Origin of the sequence: Streptococcus sp. HMSC066F10, from assembly GCF_001813805.1 — a bacterium.
Taxonomy (GTDB): Bacteria; Bacillota; Bacilli; order Lactobacillales; family Streptococcaceae; genus Streptococcus; species Streptococcus vaginalis.
In genome coordinates, this window is record NZ_KV813948.1 from 1 (window position 1) to 24,140 (window position 24,140).

At 33.0% G+C, this 24,140-nt stretch carries 23 protein-coding genes and 3 tRNA genes; 6 read left to right on the plus strand and 20 right to left on the minus strand.

What is annotated here, in order from left to right; genetic code table 11:
- Window positions 1-82 precede the first annotated feature (82 nt).
- From HMPREF2933_RS00005 to yfmF, 8 genes are all read right to left on the minus strand, one after another.
- Window positions 83-703 (minus strand): LysM peptidoglycan-binding domain-containing protein, encoded by a 621-nt coding sequence (locus HMPREF2933_RS00005; RefSeq protein ID WP_003031567.1) that lies wholly within the window; start codon window positions 701-703, stop codon window positions 83-85.
- Between the two features lie 156 nt (window positions 704-859).
- Window positions 860-1,654: an energy-coupling factor transporter transmembrane component T family protein gene (locus HMPREF2933_RS00010; protein ID WP_024052493.1), complete on the minus strand. Its 795-nt coding sequence runs from the start codon at window positions 1,652-1,654 to the stop codon at window positions 860-862.
- The gene (locus HMPREF2933_RS00015) at window positions 1,647-2,486 is read right to left on the minus strand and encodes an energy-coupling factor transporter ATPase (RefSeq protein WP_070242166.1); all 840 of its coding nucleotides are present in this window, start codon (window positions 2,484-2,486) and stop codon (window positions 1,647-1,649) included. Before HMPREF2933_RS00015 ends, HMPREF2933_RS00010 begins: the two co-directional genes overlap by 8 nt.
- Entirely contained in the window at window positions 2,471-3,298 is an 828-nt protein-coding gene (locus HMPREF2933_RS00020) for an energy-coupling factor ABC transporter ATP-binding protein (protein WP_070672279.1), read from the minus strand. Before HMPREF2933_RS00020 ends, HMPREF2933_RS00015 begins: the two co-directional genes overlap by 16 nt.
- A gap of 1 nt (window position 3,299) precedes the next feature.
- Window positions 3,300-3,839 (minus strand): CDP-diacylglycerol--glycerol-3-phosphate 3-phosphatidyltransferase, encoded by a 540-nt coding sequence (pgsA, locus tag HMPREF2933_RS00025; protein WP_024052490.1) that lies wholly within the window; start codon window positions 3,837-3,839, stop codon window positions 3,300-3,302.
- 10 nt (window positions 3,840-3,849) lie between these two features.
- Window positions 3,850-4,671 carry a cytoskeleton protein RodZ gene (gene rodZ, locus HMPREF2933_RS00030; protein ID WP_024052489.1) on the minus strand — a complete coding sequence of 274 codons (822 nt, stop codon included), beginning with the start codon at window positions 4,669-4,671 and terminating at the stop codon, window positions 3,850-3,852.
- 58 nt (window positions 4,672-4,729) lie between these two features.
- On the minus strand, window positions 4,730-6,025 hold the full coding sequence (yfmH, locus tag HMPREF2933_RS00035; RefSeq protein WP_024052488.1) for an EF-P 5-aminopentanol modification-associated protein YfmH: 1,296 nt from the start codon (window positions 6,023-6,025) through the stop codon (window positions 4,730-4,732).
- Entirely contained in the window at window positions 6,025-7,272 is a 1,248-nt protein-coding gene (yfmF, locus tag HMPREF2933_RS00040) for an EF-P 5-aminopentanol modification-associated protein YfmF (RefSeq protein ID WP_024052487.1), read from the minus strand. The genes yfmH and yfmF overlap by 1 nt, the downstream gene beginning before the upstream one ends.
- 175 nt (window positions 7,273-7,447) lie before the next feature.
- Between yfmF and yaaA the strand changes: the two genes are divergently transcribed.
- Together yaaA and recF are read left to right on the plus strand one after the other, a co-directional pair.
- Window positions 7,448-7,828 carry a S4 domain-containing protein YaaA gene (gene yaaA / locus HMPREF2933_RS00045; RefSeq protein ID WP_024052486.1) on the plus strand — a complete coding sequence of 127 codons (381 nt, stop codon included), beginning with the start codon at window positions 7,448-7,450 and terminating at the stop codon, window positions 7,826-7,828.
- Window position 7,829: 1 nt separating this feature from the next.
- Window positions 7,830-8,927 (plus strand): DNA replication/repair protein RecF, encoded by a 1,098-nt coding sequence (gene recF, locus HMPREF2933_RS00050; RefSeq protein ID WP_024052485.1) that lies wholly within the window; start codon window positions 7,830-7,832, stop codon window positions 8,925-8,927.
- 88 nt (window positions 8,928-9,015) lie between these two features.
- Here recF and guaB read toward each other — a convergent pair whose 3' ends face one another.
- The 5 genes from guaB to HMPREF2933_RS00075 all read right to left on the minus strand — a co-directional run bounded on the left by guaB (window position 9,016) and on the right by HMPREF2933_RS00075 (window position 14,002).
- Window positions 9,016-10,497: an IMP dehydrogenase gene (gene guaB / locus HMPREF2933_RS00055; RefSeq protein WP_003026802.1), complete on the minus strand. Its 1,482-nt coding sequence runs from the start codon at window positions 10,495-10,497 to the stop codon at window positions 9,016-9,018.
- Between the two features lie 130 nt (window positions 10,498-10,627).
- Entirely contained in the window at window positions 10,628-11,653 is a 1,026-nt protein-coding gene (gene trpS, locus HMPREF2933_RS00060) for a tryptophan--tRNA ligase (RefSeq protein ID WP_024052484.1), read from the minus strand.
- 81 nt (window positions 11,654-11,734) lie between these two features.
- Entirely contained in the window at window positions 11,735-12,730 is a 996-nt protein-coding gene (galE, locus tag HMPREF2933_RS00065; protein WP_024052483.1) for a UDP-glucose 4-epimerase GalE, read from the minus strand.
- Window positions 12,731-12,750: 20 nt separating this feature from the next.
- Window positions 12,751-13,440 carry a triose-phosphate isomerase gene (locus HMPREF2933_RS00070; RefSeq protein ID WP_024052482.1) on the minus strand — a complete coding sequence of 230 codons (690 nt, stop codon included), beginning with the start codon at window positions 13,438-13,440 and terminating at the stop codon, window positions 12,751-12,753.
- Window positions 13,441-13,468: 28 nt separating this feature from the next.
- On the minus strand, window positions 13,469-14,002 hold the full coding sequence (locus HMPREF2933_RS00075) for an NAD(P)H-dependent oxidoreductase (protein ID WP_024052481.1): 534 nt from the start codon (window positions 14,000-14,002) through the stop codon (window positions 13,469-13,471).
- Window positions 14,003-14,157: 155 nt separating this feature from the next.
- Here HMPREF2933_RS00075 and HMPREF2933_RS00080 point away from each other — a divergent pair, with 155 nt between their 5' ends.
- Entirely contained in the window at window positions 14,158-15,780 is a 1,623-nt protein-coding gene (locus HMPREF2933_RS00080) for an ABC-F family ATP-binding cassette domain-containing protein (protein ID WP_024052480.1), read from the plus strand.
- A gap of 66 nt (window positions 15,781-15,846) precedes the next feature.
- Window positions 15,847-18,423: a YfhO family protein gene (locus tag HMPREF2933_RS00085; RefSeq protein WP_024052479.1), complete on the plus strand. Its 2,577-nt coding sequence runs from the start codon at window positions 15,847-15,849 to the stop codon at window positions 18,421-18,423.
- 88 nt (window positions 18,424-18,511) lie between these two features.
- Here HMPREF2933_RS00085 and HMPREF2933_RS00090 read toward each other — a convergent pair.
- The 7 genes from HMPREF2933_RS00090 to rlmH form a co-directional block, all read right to left on the minus strand.
- A tRNA-Asn gene (locus tag HMPREF2933_RS00090) sits at window positions 18,512-18,585 on the minus strand.
- 5 nt (window positions 18,586-18,590) lie between these two features.
- Window positions 18,591-18,662 (minus strand) — tRNA-Glu (locus HMPREF2933_RS00095).
- Between the two features lie 108 nt (window positions 18,663-18,770).
- Entirely contained in the window at window positions 18,771-19,520 is a 750-nt protein-coding gene (comE, locus tag HMPREF2933_RS00100; RefSeq protein ID WP_024052478.1) for a competence system response regulator transcription factor ComE, read from the minus strand.
- Window positions 19,520-20,842: a sensor histidine kinase gene (locus HMPREF2933_RS00105; protein ID WP_371317911.1), complete on the minus strand. Its 1,323-nt coding sequence runs from the start codon at window positions 20,840-20,842 to the stop codon at window positions 19,520-19,522. Before HMPREF2933_RS00105 ends, comE begins: the two co-directional genes overlap by 1 nt.
- A gap of 20 nt (window positions 20,843-20,862) precedes the next feature.
- Window positions 20,863-21,009 carry a bacteriocin gene (locus HMPREF2933_RS09515; RefSeq protein WP_003029519.1) on the minus strand — a complete coding sequence of 49 codons (147 nt, stop codon included), beginning with the start codon at window positions 21,007-21,009 and terminating at the stop codon, window positions 20,863-20,865.
- A gap of 165 nt (window positions 21,010-21,174) precedes the next feature.
- Window positions 21,175-21,248, minus strand: a tRNA-Arg gene (locus HMPREF2933_RS00110).
- Window positions 21,249-21,290: 42 nt separating this feature from the next.
- On the minus strand, window positions 21,291-21,770 hold the full coding sequence (gene rlmH / locus HMPREF2933_RS00115) for a 23S rRNA (pseudouridine(1915)-N(3))-methyltransferase RlmH (protein ID WP_024052476.1): 480 nt from the start codon (window positions 21,768-21,770) through the stop codon (window positions 21,291-21,293).
- Window positions 21,771-21,963: 193 nt separating this feature from the next.
- Between rlmH and HMPREF2933_RS00120 the strand changes: the two genes are divergently transcribed.
- Complete coding sequence (locus HMPREF2933_RS00120; RefSeq protein ID WP_024052475.1) at window positions 21,964-23,154, plus strand: serine protease HtrA; 1,191 nt, start codon at window positions 21,964-21,966, stop codon at window positions 23,152-23,154.
- 54 nt (window positions 23,155-23,208) lie between these two features.
- A complete protein-coding gene (locus HMPREF2933_RS00125) occupies window positions 23,209-23,976 on the plus strand; it encodes a ParB/RepB/Spo0J family partition protein (protein ID WP_070672281.1) in 768 nt (255 codons plus the stop codon).
- Window positions 23,977-24,140 lie beyond the last annotated feature (164 nt).

Consider the following 24,140-nt stretch of genomic DNA (forward strand, 5'->3'; position numbering starts at 1 on the left):
TTTTTGTCTAACTTTTTGGGGGCAGTACATTTTTTACTCAATGATTCGTCTTTTTGTTTACTCATTTATCATAAAATTTTGCTTAATAGTTCCAAGCTGAAAGACCTTGAGCATTATAAGCACGGTAAGCAGCTTGAATCTGATCATCTACTGTTGCTGTTGAACCCCAACCTGGCATAGTTTGGAAAAGACCACTAGCCCCTGATGGGTTATAAGCATTTACTTGTCCGTTTGACTCGCGAGCAATAATATGCTCCCAAGTTGATGCTGGGACACCTGTCAATTCTGCCATACGAGCAGCCGCATAAGATCCCGTAGCACCAGCAGTATTTCCATTAGGAAGAACAACATTTGAAGAAGTGCTTGCTGTAGCTGGTTGCGAATAAGTAGTAGAAGCAGCAGGTGCGTTATATGTCACATCTTCATAAGTTACAGCTTCTTCTGTTGTAGTTTCTGTTGAAACTTCTGAATTTTTCTCTTCATCAAGTTCTAAAATTTGCCCAACTTTAATCAAGTCAGGATTTTCAATTCTATTGAGTTCAACAATTTTTTCAACTGATGTATTTTTTTCTTTAGCGATTTCTGATAAAGTATCACCTGATTTAACAGTATAAGATTCAGCACTTGCAATAGCTCCTGTTGCAAAAAAAGCAACTGCCGTAAAAAGTCCTGATAAAGTCCATTTCATTGATTTTGTATTCATGTATATATCAATTTCTCCTTTTTTCGTATAATACTATATTACACATAAAATATTACTATAATCTTATAATTGTATTACAAAGATTACAGAAATATTGATTTTATACGCAAAAAACGCCCTTCAAGACGTTTTTTAGCTAACAATAATATAAGTTTTTTAACTTTTTAAGAAAGACAACATCAAACCTAAGGCAAACATAATAAAAATAGAAAAGGTATCTGCTTTTTTCCATCTCAACTGCCGATAACGACTTCTTCCTACACCACCTTGATAGCCTCTCGCTTCCATAGCAGTCGCCAAAGCATCCGCACGCTTAAAGCTAGAAGCAAATAACGGAATTAAAATAGGGATAATTGATTTTACTTTTTGAACAATATTTCCTTCACCAAAATCAACCCCACGCGCCCTTTGAGCATTCATAATCCGTGTCGTATCATCCATCAAAGTAGGAACGAAACGTAAACTCATTGATAACATCAACCCTATTTCATGAACGGGCACTTTTAATGCTGCTAAAGGCTGCAATAATGATTCAACTGCGTCTGCCAAACTAAGTGGCATTGTTGTTAAAGTTAATAGGGTAGAAAAAATAATAATCAAAAGAAAACGACTAAAAATGATACCCGCCTGAGCCAGACCTACTTCAGTAATTCTAATAAAGCCAAATTGAAATAAAGTCGTGCCACCAGATGTAAAAAATAGTTGGAATAAAGTGGTAAAAGCAATCAAAAAGACCATAGATCTTAATCCTTTAAGGAAAAAACCTAAAGGAATTTTGGAAAGTCCAACTAATAACATTGTAAAGACGAATAATAGTCCATTGGTTAAAATATTATTTGCCAAAAAAATAATTAAAATAAAGAAAAACATTGACAAAAGTTTGCTGCGAGGATCTAGTCGATGAATGATTGAATTTCCAGAAACATATCGCCCCAAAATCATACTATCCATGTAGTAACTCCTTAAATTCTTCTATGGTGATAGGTAAATACGGAAGAGTTAGCCCTCTATTTTTTAATTCTTGTGCAAATTTTGTAATTTTAGGAACTCCTAGTTGAATACTTTCCATAAATGCTACAGCTTGAAAAACTTGCCGAGGCTTTCCGCTTTTGACTAATCTTCCTTTTTCCATCACATAGACGGTGTCTGCAAAATTAGCGACATCATCCATCAAATGCGTTACCAAAACAATGGTCATTCCTGCTTCATGTAATCGCTTAAATAAACTCATCAACTCTTTTCGTCCAGCAGGATCTAAACCTGCCGTTGGCTCATCCAATACAAGAATATCTGGTTCCATAGCTAGAATACCAGCTATGGCTACTCGACGCATTTGTCCCCCAGACAGTTCAAATGGGCTACGTTCAAATAATTCTTCTGAAATTCCAACAAGAGTTAATTTTTCACGTGCTACACGTTCAGCGTCTTCCTTTGATACTCCAAAATTTTGTGGACCGAAAGCAACATCTTTTAAAACGCTCTCATCAAAAATCTGACTTTCAGCAAATTGAAAAACCAATCCTACCTTTTTACGTACTTGTTTAATATCTTTATTTACAGATGTGGAAGTAATTTTGACATCATCAATCACGACACTTCCTTCAGTTGGCACTAAAAGCCCATTCAGCAATTGTAAAATAGTTGATTTTCCACTACCTGTATGACCAACCAAAGCAGTATATGAGCCATCTTTTATTTCTAAATTGACTTCAAAAAGGGCAGGATTCTCAAAAGGAGTGCCTGCTTGATAAGTATAACTTACATTTTCTAAAGTGATTCCCATAAATAATCCTGCAATTTTTTTTCTGTTAAATAGCGCTCTGGCAATTGAAAGCCTGAGTCCAGCAAAGTTGCTTTTACTTGATTTGTAAAAGGTTCATCTAAACCTAAATCTTCTAAATCCACTCGTGAGAAAAGCTCACTTGGTGTACTAGTTGACTCTACTTGTCCTTCTTTCATCACCAAAACTCGGTCACTAAGAGCTACTTCATCCAAATCATGCGTGATAGAAATAACAGTCATACCATGTCGATCTTTAATTTTTTTAACTGTCTGAATCAACTCTAAACGCCCTTCTGGGTCCAACATACTAGTTGCTTCATCTAAAATAATGATGTCAGGACGCAAAGCAACCACACCAGCAATAGCCACGCGCTGCTTTTGTCCACCAGAAAGCCTTGCAGGTTCACGTTCTTTAAAATCTTGCATTCCAACAATGTCTAATGCTTCTTGAACTCTGTCAAACATCGTTTGGTAATCCATCCCTTGATTTTCCAAACCAAAGGCAACATCATCCTCAACAGTCGCCCCTACAAATTGATTATCTGGATTTTGAAAAACCATCCCAATATGCCGCCGTTTTTCCCAGATATTTTCAAAAGTTAATTTATCTCCATCAATGATAATCTCGCCACTTTCTACTTCCAACAAGCCATCTATTAAACGAATCGTCGTAGACTTGCCACTGCCATTATGCCCCACAATAGACAGCCACTCTCCTTGTTTCACGTGAAACGTCACATCTTTAAGGATATAACTATCTACATGATTATCGTATTTATACTTTAAATGCTGAACTTCAATGATATTTTTCATATTATCTAAATGTGTCTTTAAAGAGATAAGCACTTCCTTTGAGGTAATCATAACCTGAATAAATCGTAAAAATCAATGCAATATATAGCAAAACTTGTCCTAGCAGTGTCCAGTGCAATAACAGAAAAATAATGGAAAACATCTGCGTAAATGTTTTTATTTTCCCAGGCATCGCTGCTGCTAAAACTGTTCCTCCAGTTTCAACCAACAATAGCCGCAAACCTGTCACAGCTAACTCTCGACAAATGATAACCGCAACCACCCAAGCAGGTGCCATATTCATTTCAATCAACATAATAAAAGCTGACATGACCAATAACTTATCTGCCATCGGATCAGCAAATTTCCCAAAATTTGTTACAACCTTCCATTTACGAGCCAAATATCCATCCAAATAATCTGTAATGCTGGCTACTGCAAAAATAATCGCTGCAAAGACATGTATTCCAACAGAGTGGCCCAAGGATAGTACTAAAATAAAAATTGGAATTAAAGCAATCCGCAAAAGAGTTAAAGCATTGGGAATATTTTCTTTTTTCATTTTCTTTTCCTTAACTATTTATTATAAGTGTAATTGTACCTGTCAAACTTGTCAAGCCTGACGTATCAATCTGTTGATTATCAATTGTAATGGTCACACCTTGAACCACACCAAGAGTAATTGTTGAAGCAGTCCCTGGAGAGATTGTAGTTGACACACTTTGATTCTCAGGACTTAATGTTGCACCACCTTCTAAGTCTGTACCTGTAACACTTACCCAACTAGTTGTATCACTAACAGATAGTTTTAAATTGACAGGGCCAGTTGCACCTGTCAAGGTTGCTGTCAAGTTGTTACCATTTCCTGATACAATCAAATTTGTCTTTGAACTGCTAGAAGATTCACTAGAAGTTGCCTCACTAGTCGAACTAGAAGAAGTGGTTGTCTGTTTGTTTACAACACTATAACTTGATGAAGGAGTGGTTGCTAATGAGTTATGGTGAACGTATGTCCAAACATAATAACTAACAAAAGATAAAATAGCTAATGCAAGAATCGTCAGATAAAATAATGGTAAAAAAGAAGTTCGTTGTTTTTTTGTTCTTCGACTTCTAAAATTCTCTTCCTCATCAACATCCACTTCATCATAAGTAATCATGCTTCCTTCTTCATAAGCATCAAGAATAATTCGCTCATCTAAATCAACAGCCCAAGCATATTTTCTTAGAAAAGAACGAGCATAGAAGGGACTGGGAAGACGATCAAAATCATCAGCTTCCATAGCTTCCAGTAGCTCTAACTGAATATCTGTTTTCTTTTGTAAATCTTCCAAGCTCATTCCTTGATTAATACGAGCTAACCTCAGGACTTCACCGATTGTTTTCTTTCTCATACACACTAGCCTTCTTTCTATTAAACACTATTTTACCAAATTTCACCAAAACATGAAATCATTTTGGAAAAATAGTAAAATCAATCATTTCACAAGAATCAATAAAATGATGTCCTATCTCAATCACATCAACTAAACTGATTGTCTGTAATATTTTTGGTAAATCAAATAGATTATCCCCTTCTGAAAAGGTTTCGTATTGAGTGGCAATATATTCTAATGAATTCAGTCCATGTAAAAAATTGCCAAACATTTCACTTTTTATAATATCAAGATGCTCTTCTGTTACATCAGGGTCTTTTTCAAAACCACGAATCGCAGAACGAAATTGGTGAGACAGAGCAACTGGCTCACTAGTATCCATTGTTAATATCACAAAGTGAAAATCTTTTTCTACTTCAACTTCTAACGATAATGAGTTGTCTATTTTTCCAGCCTCATAAAGCGTTTGAAATCTTTTAGATGTCCAACCAAACATCATTGCAAATAGCAGTTTTAAAGCAGTCTTATAACGAAATAAATCGGTTCCCACTAACGATTGACTCCCACGTAATCCGATTGCAAGTTTAGAACTTGCCACTTCCATTCGAACACTCCCCGTAGAAATAACAGGATTTAACGCAAGGGGAAAACGTCTAATCAAACTTTCTTCATCAATTCCCTTCAAAGATTCGTGTTGTTCCTGAATAACAGCAATGGTCTTTTCTAAGTCAAAATTACCAATCAGCAGTAAACTCATATTAGATGGATGGTAAAAGGTTTCAAAGTTTTCATCCAAATCCTCAACGGTTATTTCTGCAATTGATTCAACGCTTCCTGCAATATCTTCTGCCAATGGAGTGTCTGGATAAAGATTTGCTAAAGTGTGAAAAAACAGGCAATAATCTGGATTGTCTTTGTACATATCAATTTCTTGCTGAATAATTCCCTGTTCACGTTGAACGGATTCTTCTGTAAAGTAAGCATTTTCTAGTAAACTTTGCAACAATCTAACATTTTCTAAAACATTGTCCGTCGCCGAAAAAAGATAACTGGTCTTAGTAAAACTTGTAAAGGCATTGCTCTCAGCGCCTAATTCAACAAACTGCTGTAAAAGATCTTGACCATTTTCATCCTCAAATAATTTATGTTCTAGAAAATGTGCAACTCCTGCAGGGTATTGAACAGCTTGATTAGAACCACGTGGAATAAAATAAGTATCAATTGAGCCAAAATTTGCTGTCATAATCCCATAAGTTTCATTGAAATCTCGTTTTGGTAAAAGAAAAACTCTTAGACCATTTCGTAAAGTAGTCTGATAGACTGCTTCTCCAACTGCTGGATAATCCTTCCTCTCCATTTTTAAAGTTTGCATTATTTTCCTTCCATAAAATAAATCGCTTGTAGCCTGAGTTGTGTTGCAGCGACAATGATATCTTCTCGGCTGACTGCTTCTAAAGCATTTAGCCAAACAGAAATTGGCATAAATGTTTTCCGCAAAACAGATGCCATATAAGCTTGTTCTATCAACGTATTTTGCCTATCTAAAGAAAGGAGCATCGCATTTCGTAGCATTTTTTTGGTCTGATTTAACGCCTCATCAGTAAAATGTCCTTTTTTAAAATCTGCAATTTGTCGATAAATTAAACTCACTGTTTTTGTTCGATTTTTCCTATCAATTCCAGCATAAATACGCATCATACCCGAAAAAATATCAATACTACTTGAAATTGTATAAGCTAGACCCTCTTTTTCCCGAACATTAACAAATAATTTTGAATGAGCAAAGCCACCTAAAAGTCCGTTTAATACAATAAGAGGGATATGAGTCTTATCACCATATTGAGTAGAAAAATGATATCCTAATTCAACAATAGATTGATGAGCATCTTTTCGCTCCAATGATTCTTTTAAAATATTCGAAAATTCTTGATGATAATGCAATTGTAAACTAAGTTGACGAGGATGTAAACCAAAGGTTTTCATATATTCACAGACTTCAATCTCATTAAAATCACCCATAAAAAAGATATCAATTTTATCATTTTGAAGCATTTTTTGAAAAATAGCAAAACTACTTTCTGGTGTTTCCTTGTCAACTAAGTCTGGCGTAGCTAAACGAGGAGTTTGCATTTCCTTTTCTGTATAAAATAATTTATTCAGCTCTTGATGTGCGTGATAAAAATGATCTTCAATTTCAGCTTTTAAATCATTGAGTACATTCGTTTTTTCAATTTCAAAAACAGCCTGATTAAAAGCTCCTTCATTCGCTAAAGGTTTTAACAAGCTATCTTTTAAAAAATCAAGTATCTCTCCTGTTAGTGTATTTTTTCGACTTAAAAATGCATCGCTAACAAAAGAGATATTTAAATCCACGTAATGTATTAGTCCTCTGCGTGATAATCCCGTTGAAAAGTTGGCACCATAAAGAGTTGCTAATCGTTCACGAAAAATCTGCGAAGTTGGATAGATTTCATTAGCTGTTTCAAGCATACTTGCAACCAGCACGCGCCCCGCTATCGTATCCGTAGACATCGGAGCTGAAAACCTCATTTTTATTCGATTCGTTTTAAATTTTTTTGATGTTATAAAATGGAGATCTACTCCAGAAACCAGCTCCATAGTGTCCCTCATGTTCTTTTAATATTGACTTCTATTATATCACGAAACGACTCCTAATTTCTCCTTCAAGCTTTATTCTTTCAACTTAAAACGTTTTCTTAATGGTGTGCTTGTGATAATTCTAATATCATCTTTTCATCTAATTATGATATAATGACAAAGATCGAGGTGAATTATGGAATATAAATTATTTGATGACTACATCACTCTACAAGCATTATTAAAAGAAGTCGGAATCATTCAAAGTGGTGGTGCTATTAAAAGCTTTCTTCAAGAAAATCAAGTTTATTTTAATGGAGAGCTCGAAACTCGCCGCGGAAAGAAAATTCGCATTGGCGATACCATTACTCTTCCAAATCAAAAATTAGAAATACTGCTGACTGCACCAAATGAAAAGGACAGGGGGGAGCATGAAAAAGAACTTTTAGAAAAAAGACGAGTTGCCACCCTTGTAAAAGAAATGAACAAAAATATCAAAAAAAGTAAATCAACAACAGTAAATAAAAAAGCCAATAAATCTAATAAAAAAGCTCCTATCCGCTTCCCAGGTATTTAATATGTGGTTAAAAAACTTACAAATTCAACATTTTCGTAATTATGAAGCAACTGAAATAGATTTTCATTCTGGTCTCAATATTTTTCTAGGCCAAAATGCTCAAGGAAAAACAAATATCTTGGAAGCTATCTATTTTCTTGCATTGACACGAAGTCATCGAACTCGTTCAGACAAAGATTTAATTTATTTCTCCAAAGATACCCTGAAAATATCTGGACAACTTGTTAAGCAAACTGGAAATATTTCTTTGGAAATTGACTTGACACCTAAAGGAAGAATTACAAAAGTTAATCATCTAAAACAAAGCAAACTATCTGATTATGTTGGAAATATGAATGTTGTTTTATTTGCTCCAGAAGATTTACAGTTGATTAAAGGAGCTCCAGCCCTTAGACGAAAATTTATTGATATAGAATTGGGGCAAATTAAACCAATCTATTTATCTGATTTATCACATTACCACCATGTCTTAAAACAAAGAAATACTTATTTAAAAACAGCAAAAACAATGGATGAGACTTTTTTAGCAGTTTTAGATGATCAACTAGTAGAGTTTGGTTGTCGTGTTATGCAGCATAGGATAGAATTTCTCAAAAAATTAGAGCACTTTGGTCAACAAAAACATTTGGAACTCTCAAGTCATTTAGAAAACGTAACCATTAAGTACTGCTCTTCTGTTCCACTTTCAGATTCCAATAATTTAAAAGAATCTTTCCAAATTGCATTAAAGCAAAGCCGTAGTAGAGATTTATTTAAAAAAAATACTGGAGTTGGTCCCCATCGAGATGATATTGCTTTTTATATCAATGACATGAATGCCAATTTTGGTAGTCAAGGACAACATCGAAGCGTGGTTTTATCTCTCAAACTGGCAGAAATTGAGCTCATGGAAACTGTTACTAAAGAAAAACCAATTCTTCTACTTGACGATGTTATGAGTGAACTTGACAATAGTCGTCAACTTAATTTACTTGAAACTATTTCTCAAAATATCCAAACATTTATGACAACAACAACTCTAGAACATCTACAAAACATGCCTTCTAATATTAAAATTTTCTCAATTCATGAAGGACATCTAACTGAAGACAAGGTGTAAACTAGATATTAACACGTTTTACACGTTTGTAAAGTGTGTTAATTATAAAAGCTCTGCATTATCTGCTGCAGAGCTTTTATAATAGATCTTATTGTACAGAATAGTTTGGAGCTTCATTCGTAATTTGAACATCATGAGGGTGGCTTTCTTTCAAACCAGCTCCACTCATTTCAATAAATTGAGCTTTGTCATGTAGCTCTTGGAGATTGGCTGCTCCACAATATCCCATACCAGAACGAACTCCTCCAATCATTTGGAAAACGATATCTGCTGCTGCACCTTTATAAGCTACACGACCTTCAATTCCTTCCGGTACCAATTTATTTGCTTCATTAACAGAACCTTGGAAATAACGATCGCTTGACCCTTTCTTCATAGCTGCAATCGAACCCATTCCGCGATAAGTTTTAAACTTACGACCCTGGAAAATTTCCGTTTCACCTGGCGCCTCATCTGTACCAGCAAACATTGAACCGAGCATGACCGCATTACCTCCCGCAGCCAGTGCCTTCACAATATCTCCTGAATACTGAATACCTCCGTCTGCAATAATTGTTTTCCCGTATTCACGCGCAACTTGTGCAGCATCATAAATTGCCGTCACTTGAGGTACACCAACTCCAGCAATGACTCGAGTGGTACAAATTGAACCTGGACCGATTCCGACTTTCACAACATCAACTCCAGCATCGTATAACGCACGTGCACCTTCTGCAGTAGCAATATTTCCTGCAATCAACGTTCGTTCTGGAAAATGTTCACGAATCTCAGCAATCTTCCGAAGTACTCCCGCTGAATGTCCATGTGCTGTATCAATGACAATAGCATCTGCACCTGCTTCAAATAAAGCTTCTGCACGCTCAAATGTATCAGAAGTAACTCCTACTGCACCAGCAACCAAAAGACGACCATATTCATCTTTAGCTGCATTTGGAAATTCAATTACTTTTTCAATATCTTTAATTGTAATCAGACCAGATAAACGACCGTAGTCATCAACCAATGGCAATTTTTCAATACGATGCTCATGAAGTATCCGCTCTGCCGTTTCAAGGTCTGTCCCAACAGGAGCAGTTATTAGATTTTTACTCGTCATATGCGCTGAGATAGGTTGATTATAATCCGTAATAAATCGCATATCACGATTTGTAATAATCCCAACTAATTTGCGATTTTCAAGCGTTTCAACAACAGGAACACCACTGATACGATAACGTTCCATCAATTCTTCTGCATCTGATACCGTATGAGTTGGAGTCAAGAAGAATGGATCAATGATAACTCCATTTTCTGATCGTTTAACTTTCCGAATTTCATCCGCTTGTTGCTCAATAGACATATTTTTGTGAATAACACCAAGACCTCCAGCACGAGCAATAGCAATGGCCATTTTACTTTCTGTAACAGTATCCATTGCTGCGGTGATAATTGGAATATTGAGTGTCAAATTTTCAGCCAATTTTGTTTGTAAATTCGCATCATTTGGCAAAACATGACTCTCTGCAGGAATGAGTAATACATCATCAAAAGTAAAACCTTTTTTCAAAAATTTAGTGTCCCAGTTAGACATCCACAAATTCCTCTTTTCTTTATTGATTGAGCACAGCTCGTATTTATTGTTAATATGATACCATTCTATCTGTATTTGTCAATCACTATTATCTAAAAAACCATCACTTTTAGTGACAGTCTTTCTTAATTTATTTGAAATAATTAATTCCCATAGCAGATTTTACATCAGAAAGAGTCTGACTAGCTACTTGACGTGCTTTTTCGCTACCTTTTTGTAGCATAGTGTAGACTGCTCCCATATCTTTTGAAAATTCAACACGACGTTCACGAATAGGACCTAATTCGCGCTCTAAAATTTCTAATAAATAGCGTTTTGTTTTCACATCTCCCAGTCCACCTCGTTGATAGTGTTCCTTCATTGCTGTAATTTCTTGCGCATCTTCTGGACGACCAAACACATCTAAATAATGGAAAACCATATTGCCTTCTATTTTACCAGGATCTTCAATCTTGATATGGTCAGGATCAGTATACATGCTCATCACTTTCTTTTGTAAAGTATCCATATCATCAGATAAATAGATGCCATTATTTAAAGATTTAGACATTTTTGCATTCCCGTCAAGCCCAGGCAAACGTCCTGCTGCTTCATTTTGAGGATAAATGCCCTCAGGCTCTACCAAGACATCACAATTATAAGTATGGTTAAAAGAACGTACAATTTCACGAGTTTGTTCAATCATTGGTTTCTGATCATTTCCTACTGGAACATAATTCGCTTTAAAAGCAGTAATATCTGCTGCTTGTGCAATTGGATAAACTAAAAAACCAGTTGGAATACTTTCACCGAATCCTTTTTGGGAAATTTCTGACTTGACAGTTGGGTTACGTTCCAAACGCGCTAATGACACCAAATTCATATAATACATTGACAACTCTGACAACTCAGGAATTTGACTTTGAATAAAAATAGTTGTCTTTTCAGGATCTAAGCCAGCAGCTAAATAGTCTAATGCTACATTTCCAATTGACTCTACAATTGTATTAGGATCCTTAGCATGATCTGTCAAGGCTTGCTGATCAGCTAAAAATACAAATAATTCATATTTTCCTTCATCTTGTAATAAAACACGATTTCGCAAACTTCCTACATAATGACCAATATGTAATTTTCCTGTTGGACGATCTCCTGTTAAAATAATAGGTTTTGACATCACATTCTCCTTGAATTTTCTTGATAATATTATACCATTTTCAAGAAAAATGTGTAGAAACTATTTCTACACTTCTTAAAATTATTTGACAATTGAATTACCAGCTTTCACACGCCATTTATAATCAGATAATATAATATCTTTCAAAGAATAAGTTGCTTGCCAATTTAAAAATTCTTTTGCTTTAGAGGCATTTGCTAACACACTTGCTGGATCACCAGAACGACGTGCCACAATTTCATGAGGAATTTTTTGCTGTAAAATTTGCTCTGCAGTATTGTAAATTTCCTTGACAGTATAACCTTGTTCTGTTCCTAAATTGAAAATCTGTGAAGTTGACGAATCTGTAAATAAATAGTCAAATCCCTTTACATGTAACTGCGCTAAATCTAAAACATGAATATAATCACGAATGCATGAGCCATCTCGCGTTTCATAATCATCGCCATAAATTTTTAAAGCATCATTTTGTCCAAGAGCCGTTTTATTAATATTAGGGATAATATGTGTCGGATTTTTAACCCTCAAACCATTTGAAGCATCCATAGCAGCACCAGCAACATTAAAATAACGAAAAATGACATATTTCCAACCATAACGGTTGGCCATCCAATAAATCATGCGTTCTCCCATCAGTTTTGTCTCTGCATAAGGATTTACTGGATTTAATAGCGTATCTTCATTTGCAGGTTTATCCATACAATTATTGCCATAAACTGAAGCTGTAGAAGAAAATATAATTTTATCAATTCCTACTGCTGATAATACTTTTAACACCTGATTCATACCAGCTACATTTGCTGAAAAATATTTACTTGGATCTTCGATACTTTCACTAACGACTATTTCACCCGCACAATGTAGCACAGCATCAATTTTATAAGATTGTAAATAAGCTTTTAATTCAGACTCATCATAAACATCCAGTTCTTTAAAGTGTGCTCTTACATCCACCGCTTCCTTAACACCTGATGCTAGATTATCCAAAACATGTACATCATAACCAGCATCTAAAAGCACCTTCACAGTATGAGAGCCAATATATCCGGCTCCTCCTGTCACTAAAATTGATTTCATTTTTTCTCCTCCTTATCTTTTTACATCGATACAAGAGTATCTTTTAGTAAGTATTGGTATGTTTCAACCAAACTTTCAATCCTATCTCCAATAAGAATCCCATCAAATCCAATAGTTAAAATCTGTTCAATATCTTCACGGTTTACACCACCACCAAAAATCAACTGATATGTAAACCCAAACTTTACACTTAAATTGTCCAAATAATCTTTTAAATCTTGAAAACTTTCTTCAACTTCTGTAAAGGAATAATCTTTTTTTCCTTTTAATGTTGCACTCAATATTTCGTAAGCTACAATAATATGTTTATCATGAAGATCTAGATCATCTAAATATGTTGCGCATTCAAAAATAGGATTTTCATGATTTCCTACACAAATAATAGGAATAATATCTTTCTGTAAAGCATTGTCAATCTTTGAGCGAATCATTCTTGTTGTTTCATTTAAATACTTTTGCCTTTCTAAATGACCTACAAAAGCATAATTTATATTGTAATGTTTTAAATGTTGAGGCGATAAATCACCTACATTTCTTCCTTTAATTGACAAATTTTGAACTGCAATGTCAAAATGATATACATTATAATCCGGTATGATAGGAGCAATGATCAATTGATGTTGTTTGCTCATTGGTTGATTGAACTTCTCTAACAATTCTAATTGTTGCTTGATTGACATCTGATTTTTAAAATTAAAAACAACTAACACTTTACACCCCCCTTTACACTATTTACAACTATTTTAAAAAATAATCTTCTATTGTCTGTTTATAAAATTTAAATTGAGGATTTTTCACAACATTATGAAAAGATAGTGTTTTTCTTTTCTTTAAACCACAAAATTCCATGGTCTTATGGAATGAAATCAAAACATCATCTACATTTTTTCCATCAAAAAATGCAGCCGGATTATTAAAAACTTCTTCTGGTGCATTCCAAGTTGTGGATAAGATATATTCTTTATTTTTCATTAAACCACCTTGTCCATAAGTATCTGCAAATGAATAAAATTGACCATATTCAAAGACTTCATCCATATATAATTTCAACTTCCCAGGTACATTAAACCAATAAATAGGAAATTGAAAAATAATCAAATCTGCCCACAAAAACTTATTTCTCTCGTCTATTACATTATAGTCCTCAACTGACGATAATTGCACATCATGATTGTGACGTAATTTATCCAACATAATATTATACAAACTAAAATTTAATTTTCCTTTACAAAACTCATGTTTTTGATAACCATTTACCAATAAAATTTTCATTTTCTCCTCCTAAAAATATTCTAAATTCATTATAAATTTTTGAAATTTCTCTTACTTATCAATATTCTAAAATGTCATATTTTATCCCTGAATCATTTGAAAAAAGTCAAATTTTCTAGTAAAATGAAACTAATTACAGAATTAGGAGAAAAATATTGCTTACAGTATCAGATGTATCACTACGCTTTAGTGATCGAAAATTATTTGATGATGTGAATATCAAATTTACAAAAGGAAATACTTATGGTTTAATTGGTGCTAATGGTGCAGGAAAATCAACGTTTTTAAAAATCCTAGCTGGAGATATCGAACCAACTACTGGAAATATTTCACTCGGACCAGACGAACGTCTCTCAGTCCTTCGGCAAAATCACTTTGATTATGAAGAAGAACGAGTGATTGATGTAGTTATCATGGGAAATGAGCATCTTTATAACATTATGAAAGAAAAAGATGCCATTTACATGAAACCTGATTTTTCTGATGAAGACGGTGTCCGAGCAGCTGAATTAGAAGCTGAATTTGCTGAGTTAGGTGGTTGGGAGGCCGAAAGTGAAGCCTCTCAACTCCTCCAGAACTTGAATATCCCAGAAAATCTCCACTATCAAAATATGAGCGAATTATCAAACGGAGATAAAGTGAAAGTTCTCCTTGCAAAAGCTCTATTTGGTAAACCAGATGTTCTATTACTAGACGAACCAACAAACGGTCTTGATATTCAATCCATCTCTTGGCTAGAAGATTTTTTGATTGATTTTGAAAACACCGTTATCGTTGTATCTCACGACCGTCACTTCCTCAATAAAGTATGTACACACATGGCTGATTTGGATTTCGGTAAAATCAAACTCTATGTTGGTAACTATGATTTCTGGAAAGAATCTAGTGAGTTAGCTGCTAAACTCTTAGCAGATCGTAATGCTAAAGCTGAAGAAAAAATCAAGCAACTGCAAGAATTTGTTGCTCGCTTCTCTGCTAATGCTTCAAAATCTAAGCAAGCAACTTCTCGTAAAAAAATGCTTGACAAAATTGAACTAGAAGAGATTGTCCCATCAAGCCGTAAATACCCATTTATTAATTTCAAAGCAGAACGCGAAATTGGAAATGACCTCTTGACAGTTGAGAATCTTTCTGTCAAGATTGACGGTGAAGTCATCCTTGACAATATCAGTTTTATCTTGCGTCCAGGAGACAAAACAGCCTTTATTGGACAAAATGATATCCAAACAACAGCATTAATCAGAGCTATCATGGGAGATATAGACTACGAAGGAACTGTCAAGTGGGGTGTTACAACTAGTCAATCTTATCTACCAAAAGACAACAGCAAAGATTTTGCCAGCGATGAATCTATTCTTGACTGGCTCCGTCAATTTGCAAGTAAAGAAGAAGATGACAACACCTTCCTTCGAGGCTTCCTAGGTCGTATGCTTTTCTCTGGCGATGAGGTTAACAAGTCTGTCAATGTCTTGTCAGGTGGTGAAAAGGTTCGTGTCATGCTTTCAAAACTTATGCTTCTCAAATCAAACGTTTTGGTACTAGATGATCCAACCAACCACTTAGACTTAGAATCTATTTCTAGCCTAAATGACGGTCTGAAAAACTTTAAAGAATCTATTATTTTTGCTAGCCACGATCATGAATTTATCCAGACACTTGCTAATCATATTATTGTTCTTTCTAAAAATGGTGTCATTGATCGTATTGACGAAACCTATGATGAATTTTTAGAAAATCAAGAAGTACAAGAAAAAGTCAATAGTCTTTGGAAAGATTAAACTTTTCAAAAAATAGGAGCTGATGAAAGATTCAGTTCCTTAAATTTTAGTATTTTACGATAGCTTATGAAAAAAATCAAAAAACTCTTCAAAAATTATTATTTGATAGCCTTTTTTATTCCATTTTTGATTCTGTTTATAACTTACCTTATAAATGGAATCTATTGGAAAAGTGACACTTCTCCGCTATTAGGAGACGGATTTCATCAATATGTTATTTTTGATGTCACTTTAAGGAATATTTTGCATGGTACAGATAACATCTTTTATACGTTTACAAGTGGACTCGGTTTGAACTTTTATGCCTTATCTAGCTATTATCTAGGGAGTTTTTTATCACCTTTAGTTTATTTTTTCAATCTAAAAAATATGCCAGATGAAGTATACTTATTTACTTTGATAAAGTTTGGTTTGATGGGATTAACTTGTTTCATCAGTATTAAAGGTATCTTTAAAAAAATTTCTCCTTATCTTATATTAATACTGTCAACTTCCTACGCTCTAATGAGTTTTGCAGTTAGTCAACTTGAAATAAAAACTTGGCTAGATGTCTTCATTATTATTCCATTTATTTTACTTGGTTTACATCAGTTGATTACTCAAAAAAGACGTGTTCTTTACTTTATAGCTTTGTCAATTCTTTTTATTCAAAATTATTATTTTGGGTATATGATGGCAGTCTTTCTTGTATTGTGGTTCTTTGTTCAAACTTCATGGAACTTTAAAATTAGGATTAAATCTTTCATAGACTTTACAGTTGTGTCAATTTTAGCTGGTATAACTAGCCTCATCATGATTCTGCCAACCTTTCTAGATTTAAAAACTCATGGTGAAAAATTAACAAAAGTGACAACCTTACTGACTGAAAAAAGCTGGTATTTAGATATTTTTGCCAAAAACTTTGTTGGATCTTTTGACACAACTAAATATGGCTCTATTCCAATGATTTATGTTGGGCTTATTCCATTATTACTAGCGATTCTCTTCTTCACTTTAAAGTCTATTAAGTTTCACGTGAAACTTTCCTATGTTATTTTAATTATATTCTTAGTAGCTAGTTTTTACTTACAGCCTTTGGATCTGCTCTGGCAAGGTATGCACGCGCCAAATATGTTCCTACATCGTTACTCTTGGACTTTTTCTACTGTCATTATTTTCTTAGCGGCTGAAAGCTTGGAGCGTCTAAAAGAAATTAAATTCACAAACATTCTAGCCAGTTTTTCTATCTTAGGACTTGGTTTTATTGCTACTTTTATTTTTAAGAAGCATTATAAATTTTTAGGTTCTGTTAATTTCATCTTAACATTAGAATTTTTAGTCGCTTATCTTTTAATTTCTTGGGCTTATGCAAAAAAATATATTTCTGTTAAAATATTTACTGTTTCTACTTTATTATTTGTTTGCTTCGAACTAAGTTTAAATAGTTTTTATCAAATGGAAGGAATTGCAAAAGAATGGGGCTTTGCAAGTAGAAATGCTTATGAACAAGATTTAACAGCTATTGATTTACTCGTCAACTACAGTAAAAAGAAAAATTCCAATTTCTTTAGAACTGAAAAATTAGCTATTCAAACCGGAAATGACAGTATGAAATACAATTATAATGGTATCTCTCAATTTTCTTCTGTTCGCAATATTGCAGCTAGTTCTATTCTTGATAAATTAGGTTTTAAATCATCTGGAACTAATTTAAACTTACGTTATCAAAACAATAGTATCCTTATGGATAGCTTATTGGGTGTAAAATATAATATTTTAACAAACAATCCTCAAAAATATGGTTTTACTTCCATTAAAACGAAAGATAATTTAACACTTTATGAAAATAAAAATGCTAATTCACTAGCATTTTTAACAAATTCAATTTATAGAGATGTAAAGTTTAATCACTTAACATTAGATAATCAAACTCGTTTTCTCAATCAGCTTTCTGGATTAAATTTAAAATACTATCACAGATTACCTCCTACAAGTAATCATAATGTTAAGCAAGTTGGAAATAGAATAGCTGCAGAAGTAGATAAAGAAAGTTATGACTCTTTTGCCAGCATCACTTACACTTTAGAAGTTCCAGCAAATAGTCAAGTTTATTTAACTCTGCCAAACTTAACTTTCTCAAATGATAACCAAAAATCAGTTGACATAACTGTAAATAACAATCAAAAAATGCATTATGGTACCAACAATGTCTTTCCATTTTTTAATCTTGGTTATTTTAAGCAAAAACAAATCATAACCGTTAAAATATCTTTCCCAGATAATTCAAAAGTTTCATTTGATAGTCCTGAATTTTATAAGCTTGACACCAGTCATTTTCAACAAGCGATAAACAAGATTCAACGACAAAAAGTATCTGTGACAACAAAACATAATACAATAACAGCACATTATCAAGCTCAACGAGATAGTTCTTTATTCTTCACAATTCCTTATGATAAAGGTTGGACTGCCACACAAAACGGAAAATCAATTAAAATTTCAAGAGCACAAAATGGCTTTATAAAAATTGATGTCAAAAAAGGTGCAGGAAAAATAAAACTGACATTTATCCCAAATGGTCTTAAAGAAGGTAGTACAGAATTTTTATCTGGAATCGCGTTATTTATAATTTACAATAAGATACGTAAGAAAAAATCGTTATAATTGAAAAACTAAACTGCACAAGAAAACAGTTTGGTTTTTATTATATTTTTACAATGTAAAAAAAGCATTCCTAAAGAATGCTTAGTAGCTCCGGCAGTAGGACTCGAACCTACGACATCATGATTAACAGTCATGCGCTACTACCAACTGAGCTATGCCGGATGATATAGTCCGTACGGGATTCGAACCCGTGTTACCGCCGTGAAAAGGCGGTGTCTTAACCCCTTGACCAACGGACCATATATGTTCTTTCACAGAACATATACTATTATACCAGTTTGGAGAACTTTGTCAATAGTTTTTATTTAAAAATTTAACTATATTTGCTATTTCATTATCTATTCTATTTATCCTTTTAATTCCTCTAAAATAGCTTTTAATTTTCCAATTTTCATTCGAGTAATCGGACAACGATGATCTTCATAAAAAATTATTTCTCGCATTTTTTTGTCATAACCTTTGATGTTTCCAATATTGACTAGGTAGGATTTATGAGGTGAAAAGAAACGTCTTGTTTCTTTATCTTTTTCTTGAATATCTGCAATAGTGCCATAGAATTCTTTAAAAAAGTTTTTACCGACAATTCTTAATTTATGAGAAGAGCCTGTCGTTTCAATATATAAAATGTCATTAAAAGGCATTCTAACCTCTCCGCCACGAAAGTTATATTCAAAATAATCCACCATATCTTTATTTTCAATCAATGTCGCTTTTGTATACTCAATGCTGTCTTTTATATGTTTTTTAAAAGCAACATCACTCAAATTTTTGTCAACAAAATCCAGTGCAGATACCTTATATTTGAAGGTCATAGTGGCAAATTCTGATTTCGTTGTAACAAAAACAATAATGGCATACGGATTGTGATGACGTATAAATTTTGCTATTTCTAAACCTTTTGTTTCCTCTCCTTTGATATCAATATCTAAAAAATATAATTGATTTACTTCATCGTTTTCAATATATTCTTTAAATTCCCTTACTTTTCCAGTTACTTTAACTTTTATCGTAATTCCCATTTCTTTTGCAATCTCTGCCAAAGTTGTTTCCATTCTTACTTGATGTGTAATTTCATCTTCTAATACTAATACTTTCATTATAAACCTTCTTTCCTTACTCTTATTACTTGTGTAAAATATTCATCCTCAATTTTAGTATCGAGGATAATTCCTTCATAGTTGTTAATAATTTCTTTGATATTGCTTAAGCCTAAACCGCGTCCTTCACCCTTTGTTGAAAAATCAGTTTGGTAAATCTCTTCTAAATCTAGCGGTCGTTTCTTACGTGAATTTTGAATAACTAAGATTGTTTCTGTATCTAAATCCACCAAAGAAACATTCATCGTTTTTTGATAACTTTCTGCTGCTCCTTCTATGGCATTATTCAAAAGGACGCTTGTCATTCTAACCAAATCTAACAATTTAATCGGCAAGGGTTTAACAAAATCTTTTACTTCAAATGTTAATTCTATATTATAGTCACGCGTCTTAAATAAGGTTTGTGTCATAACACTTCTAAGTGCTGAATCTCCAACATTATTTAAATCAAAATACGTATATTTATCTGAACGAAGTTGTAAATTAGCATTTACTAGCACTTCCTGATAAATTCGCTCTACTTCTTTTATATCACCTGTATGAATGGCTGATTGGAAGCTTGCCAACATTCCTCCATAATCATGACGAAAACCTCGAATTTCATTATACAGACTCACTATTTCATCTGTATATTTTTGTAATTGTAGTTGTTCTCGTTCTTTTTGTTTAATTTGTTCTTCTTTTTCATACTTTTCACGAATAGATTGTAAGTAGAATAAAGTTGACATAAACATTAAAAAGCAAATTGTAGCAATCATACTAGAAAAACTATTTAAATTTTTCATATTACTAAGCCAATGCGATAAATTTAATAAAAAATGAATAAATAAGAGATAAAAGTTTAACTGCAAAATATTCTCTTTGAAATCCGCCTTTTTAAAATATTTAAAATTAAACTTAAAATAATCAATTGCTTTTAAAATAAAAATTAAAGAAATAATATTGATAAAAATATAGAACAATCCCCAGTATCTATCAACAAACTTATCACCTGTAACAGAAGAAATAATGACTGAAAAGAAGGTTTCAGAACTTGACACAACTAAAGATAAAAATAGTGCTAAAAATACAGAAAGATGTCTTCTAACTTTTTTTACTTTAAAAAAATATAAATAAAAAAATAATGGTTGAATAAAAAACATCATATATCTAATGGAATAATGTATTAAAGTAGTTAAATCAGTTGAAAATACAATTCCTAAACACAACAAAGTAAAGTGAATATTCACTTTATTCACTCTACTTATTTTCTTATAGCAATATACAACAGAAACAGCTTCTATAATTGAGAAAATAATCCAATGTACAAATTCTATTTTCACAATATTATTCTCCTAAATAATTATTTACCAAAAAGTTTTGAAAAATCAAATCCCATTCTGATTCGACTATCCCCACCAATGATTTTATCTAACTGCTCATCATTCAGTTCTTTAAATTCTACAACTTCCTTTTTTACTACCTCTTTTTTAGCAAACAACTTTTTCATAATTTCTCCTTAATGTTTATTTTTTGTAAGAAATCTTACAAGGTAATTATACAAAATCTTCATAAATAAATTGAAAAAAACTCTAAACGATACATTTTTACATCTCAAAAGACCTCTTTATCCAGTTATAGAAAAAGGCACGCTTTCCCGTGCCCTTTTCTTATATGATCCCAGCAGGATTCGAACCTGCGACCGTTCGCTTAGAAGGCGAATGCTCTATCCAGCTGAGCTATGAGACCAATGCTCTACCATTTTAACAAAAAAAGCCTATGACGTCAAGATTACTTATGATAGGGACTTCCTTGTTGAATCATAAACGATCGATAAATTTGTTCTACTAAAACTAATCTCATTAACTGATGAGGAAGTGTCAATTTTCCAAAACTCATCAGCAAATTAGCTCTTTTTTTGACAGCAGTAGACAAACCAAGACTCCCACCAATTACAAAAGTAATATCCGAAAATCCACGAACAGTCACATCACTTAATCTCTTACTGAATTCTTCTGATGGAAATTGTTGCCCTTCAATAGCTAAAACAATCACAAATTCTTTATCATTCATTTTCGATAAGATACGATTTCCTTCTTTATCAATAATTTGTTGATTTTCTAAGTGACTTGCCTTATCAGGTATTTTTTCATCTGGAAGTTCAATCATCTCAAATTTAGTAAAGCGCCCTAAACGTTTTACATACTCTGCTATTCCATCTTTAAGGTATTTTTCTTTTAATTTTCCAACAGTTACAAGTTTTATTTTAATATTTCTATTCTACCATATCCACAATTATTTCACACCTTATTCACAGGATAAAAAATTAAATTGCCTTATAAATGACTTAGAAAATCACAGATTTTAAAAGTTATCCACAATTTGTGGAAAAGATAAAACATTTAAGCTATAATTAAGTTAAATTCTTTATACTTTCAGTAATTGAAATAACTAGGAGGAAGATATGAAAAACTCTTCAAATTTCACAAAAAAATTGTTATTGCTTTTCATGGTCTTAGCTATAGGTTTTATCGGTGGTTTACTTGGAAACTTAACTTCATCTAAATTATCAACAAATAGCTCTACAACGACTAAAGTTAATCAAGTTACTACTGCTTATAAAAATACAAATTCCACAACACAAGCTGTGAGTAAAGTGAAAGATGCTGTGGTATCCGTTATTACCTATGCTAATAATAATTCACAAAACAGCGTGTTTGGAAATGATGATTCAAATAATAACAATGATAATTCTCAACAAGTAGCTAGCGAAGGATCTGGGGTTATTTATAAAAAAGATGGAAAATACGCTTACTTAGTAACCAATACTCACGTTATCAGTGGTGCTAAAAAAGTTGACATTCGTTTAGCAGATGGTAATAAAGTTCCTGGAGAAATTGTAGGGTCAGATACTTATTCTGATATCTCCGTTGTTCGAATTAGTGCTGATAAAGTAAAATCAGTTGCTGAATTTGGAGATTCTAGTAAATTGACGGTTGGTGAGACAGCTATTGCGATTGGAAGTCCGCTCGGTTCAAATTACGCTAACACTGTGACGCAAGGAATTATTTCTAGTTTAAATCGTAATGTTTCTTTAAAATCTGAAGACGGACAAACGATTTCAACACAAGCTATTCAAACAGACACAGCTATTAACCCAGGGAACTCTGGTGGACCACTTGTGAATATCCAAGGACAAGTAATTGGTATTACTTCAAGTAAAATAGCTAGCAACGGCGGAACTTCGGTTGAAGGATTAGGATTTGCTATTCCATCTAATGATGTTATAAACATTATTAACCAGTTAGAAGCAAATGGAACTGTTACACGACCAGCTCTAGGAATCCAAATGATTGACATCACTAATCTGTCTAGTTCAGATCTATCACGCTTAAAACTTCCATCAAAAATAACTAGTGGAGTTGTCGTACGTTCAGCTCAATCTGGAATGCCAGCTGAAGGAAAACTTCAAAAATATGATGTGATTACAAAAGTAGATGATAAAGAAATTTTTTCAACAAGTGATTTACAATCCGCTTTATACAAACATTCAATTGGTGACAACATAAAAATCACTTTCTATCGTGATGGAAAAGAAACTACTACTACCATTAAGCTTACAAAATCTACAAAAGATTTAGATTCAAATAATTGACACTTTATTAACACATCTTTACAGAATTGTAAAGGTGTGTTATTCTATATAAACATGGAAAAATATCAATATATCACACTTAATGACATCCAAACAAATCCTTATCAACCAAGAAAAGAATTTTCAGAAGAAAAAATTGCTGAACTTGCTAGTTCTATAAAAGAACATGGGATTATTCAGCCCATCATTGTACGAAAATCTCCGATAATTGGTTATGAATTGCTAGCTGGTGAAAGGCGTTTTAGAGCTGCTAAATTAGCAGGCTTAACAAATATACCAGCTATTATAAAAGAAGTAACAGATGATGAAATGATGAAGCAAGCCATCATTGAAAATTTACAACGAGAAGATTTAAATCCTATAGAAGAAGCACAATCTTATCAATATTTGATTGACAAAGGGTTGACACATAAAGAAATCGCTCTAACTATGGGAAAATCACGTCCTTATATTACAAATTCCGTCCGGTTATTAAATTTACCTCTCAATATTATCGAAGCGATAAAAGAAGGAAATATTTCTCAGGGACACGCTCGTCTGCTCATTAATCTCTCAGAAAAAGAGCAAAATCAGTGGTTTGATAAAATCTTATCTCAAAGCCTTTCAGTTCGACAGCTAGAAAAACAATTACATTCCCAACAGACAAAAACTGTAACAAAAAATAAACATCATCTCTTCCTCAAAGAGGAAGAAAAAAGATTAAAAAAGATATTTGGTACAGAGATTTCTCTTCAATTTTCTAAACAATCTCAATCAGGGAAAATTTGTATTCATTTTTCAAACCTAGAAGAATATCAAAGAATTATTGACAGCTTTAAATAAGGCTGTTATTTTTATTCTTTCAAGTCACAGAGTTATCCACTCTTATTTTATAAGAAAAACTTAATAAATCACAGAAAAACTCCTTTATTCACAATCTGTGGAAAACTTTAAAGAACAATGTGAATTTATTTCTACAGATTGTGGAAAACTTTTACGTTTTATGT

What these genes read in the sequence shown, in the direction of transcription:
- HMPREF2933_RS00005 (WP_003031567.1), bottom strand. Translation starts at nt 703, where the DNA reads ATGAATACAAAATCAATGAAATGGACTTTATCAGGACTTTTTACGGCA.
- HMPREF2933_RS00010 (WP_024052493.1), bottom strand. Translation starts at nt 1,654, where the DNA reads ATGGATAGTATGATTTTGGGGCGATATGTTTCTGGAAATTCAATCATT.
- HMPREF2933_RS00015 (WP_070242166.1), bottom strand. Translation starts at nt 2,486, where the DNA reads ATGGGAATCACTTTAGAAAATGTAAGTTATACTTATCAAGCAGGCACT.
- HMPREF2933_RS00020 (WP_070672279.1), bottom strand. Translation starts at nt 3,298, where the DNA reads ATGAAAAATATCATTGAAGTTCAGCATTTAAAGTATAAATACGATAAT.
- pgsA (WP_024052490.1), bottom strand. Translation starts at nt 3,839, where the DNA reads ATGAAAAAAGAAAATATTCCCAATGCTTTAACTCTTTTGCGGATTGCT.
- rodZ (WP_024052489.1), bottom strand. Translation starts at nt 4,671, where the DNA reads ATGAGAAAGAAAACAATCGGTGAAGTCCTGAGGTTAGCTCGTATTAAT.
- yfmH (WP_024052488.1), bottom strand. Translation starts at nt 6,025, where the DNA reads ATGCAAACTTTAAAAATGGAGAGGAAGGATTATCCAGCAGTTGGAGAA.
- yfmF (WP_024052487.1), bottom strand. Translation starts at nt 7,272, where the DNA reads ATGGAGCTGGTTTCTGGAGTAGATCTCCATTTTATAACATCAAAAAAA.
- yaaA (WP_024052486.1), top strand. Translation starts at nt 7,448, where the DNA reads ATGGAATATAAATTATTTGATGACTACATCACTCTACAAGCATTATTA.
- recF (WP_024052485.1), top strand. Translation starts at nt 7,830, where the DNA reads ATGTGGTTAAAAAACTTACAAATTCAACATTTTCGTAATTATGAAGCA.
- guaB (WP_003026802.1), bottom strand. Translation starts at nt 10,497, where the DNA reads ATGTCTAACTGGGACACTAAATTTTTGAAAAAAGGTTTTACTTTTGAT.
- trpS (WP_024052484.1), bottom strand. Translation starts at nt 11,653, where the DNA reads ATGTCAAAACCTATTATTTTAACAGGAGATCGTCCAACAGGAAAATTA.
- galE (WP_024052483.1), bottom strand. Translation starts at nt 12,730, where the DNA reads ATGAAATCAATTTTAGTGACAGGAGGAGCCGGATATATTGGCTCTCAT.
- HMPREF2933_RS00075 (WP_024052481.1), bottom strand. Translation starts at nt 14,002, where the DNA reads ATGAAAATTTTATTGGTAAATGGTTATCAAAAACATGAGTTTTGTAAA.
- HMPREF2933_RS00085 (WP_024052479.1), top strand. Translation starts at nt 15,847, where the DNA reads ATGAAAAAAATCAAAAAACTCTTCAAAAATTATTATTTGATAGCCTTT.
- comE (WP_024052478.1), bottom strand. Translation starts at nt 19,520, where the DNA reads ATGAAAGTATTAGTATTAGAAGATGAAATTACACATCAAGTAAGAATG.
- HMPREF2933_RS09515 (WP_003029519.1), bottom strand. Translation starts at nt 21,009, where the DNA reads ATGAAAAAGTTGTTTGCTAAAAAAGAGGTAGTAAAAAAGGAAGTTGTA.
- HMPREF2933_RS00120 (WP_024052475.1), top strand. Translation starts at nt 21,964, where the DNA reads ATGAAAAACTCTTCAAATTTCACAAAAAAATTGTTATTGCTTTTCATG.
- HMPREF2933_RS00125 (WP_070672281.1), top strand. Translation starts at nt 23,209, where the DNA reads ATGGAAAAATATCAATATATCACACTTAATGACATCCAAACAAATCCT.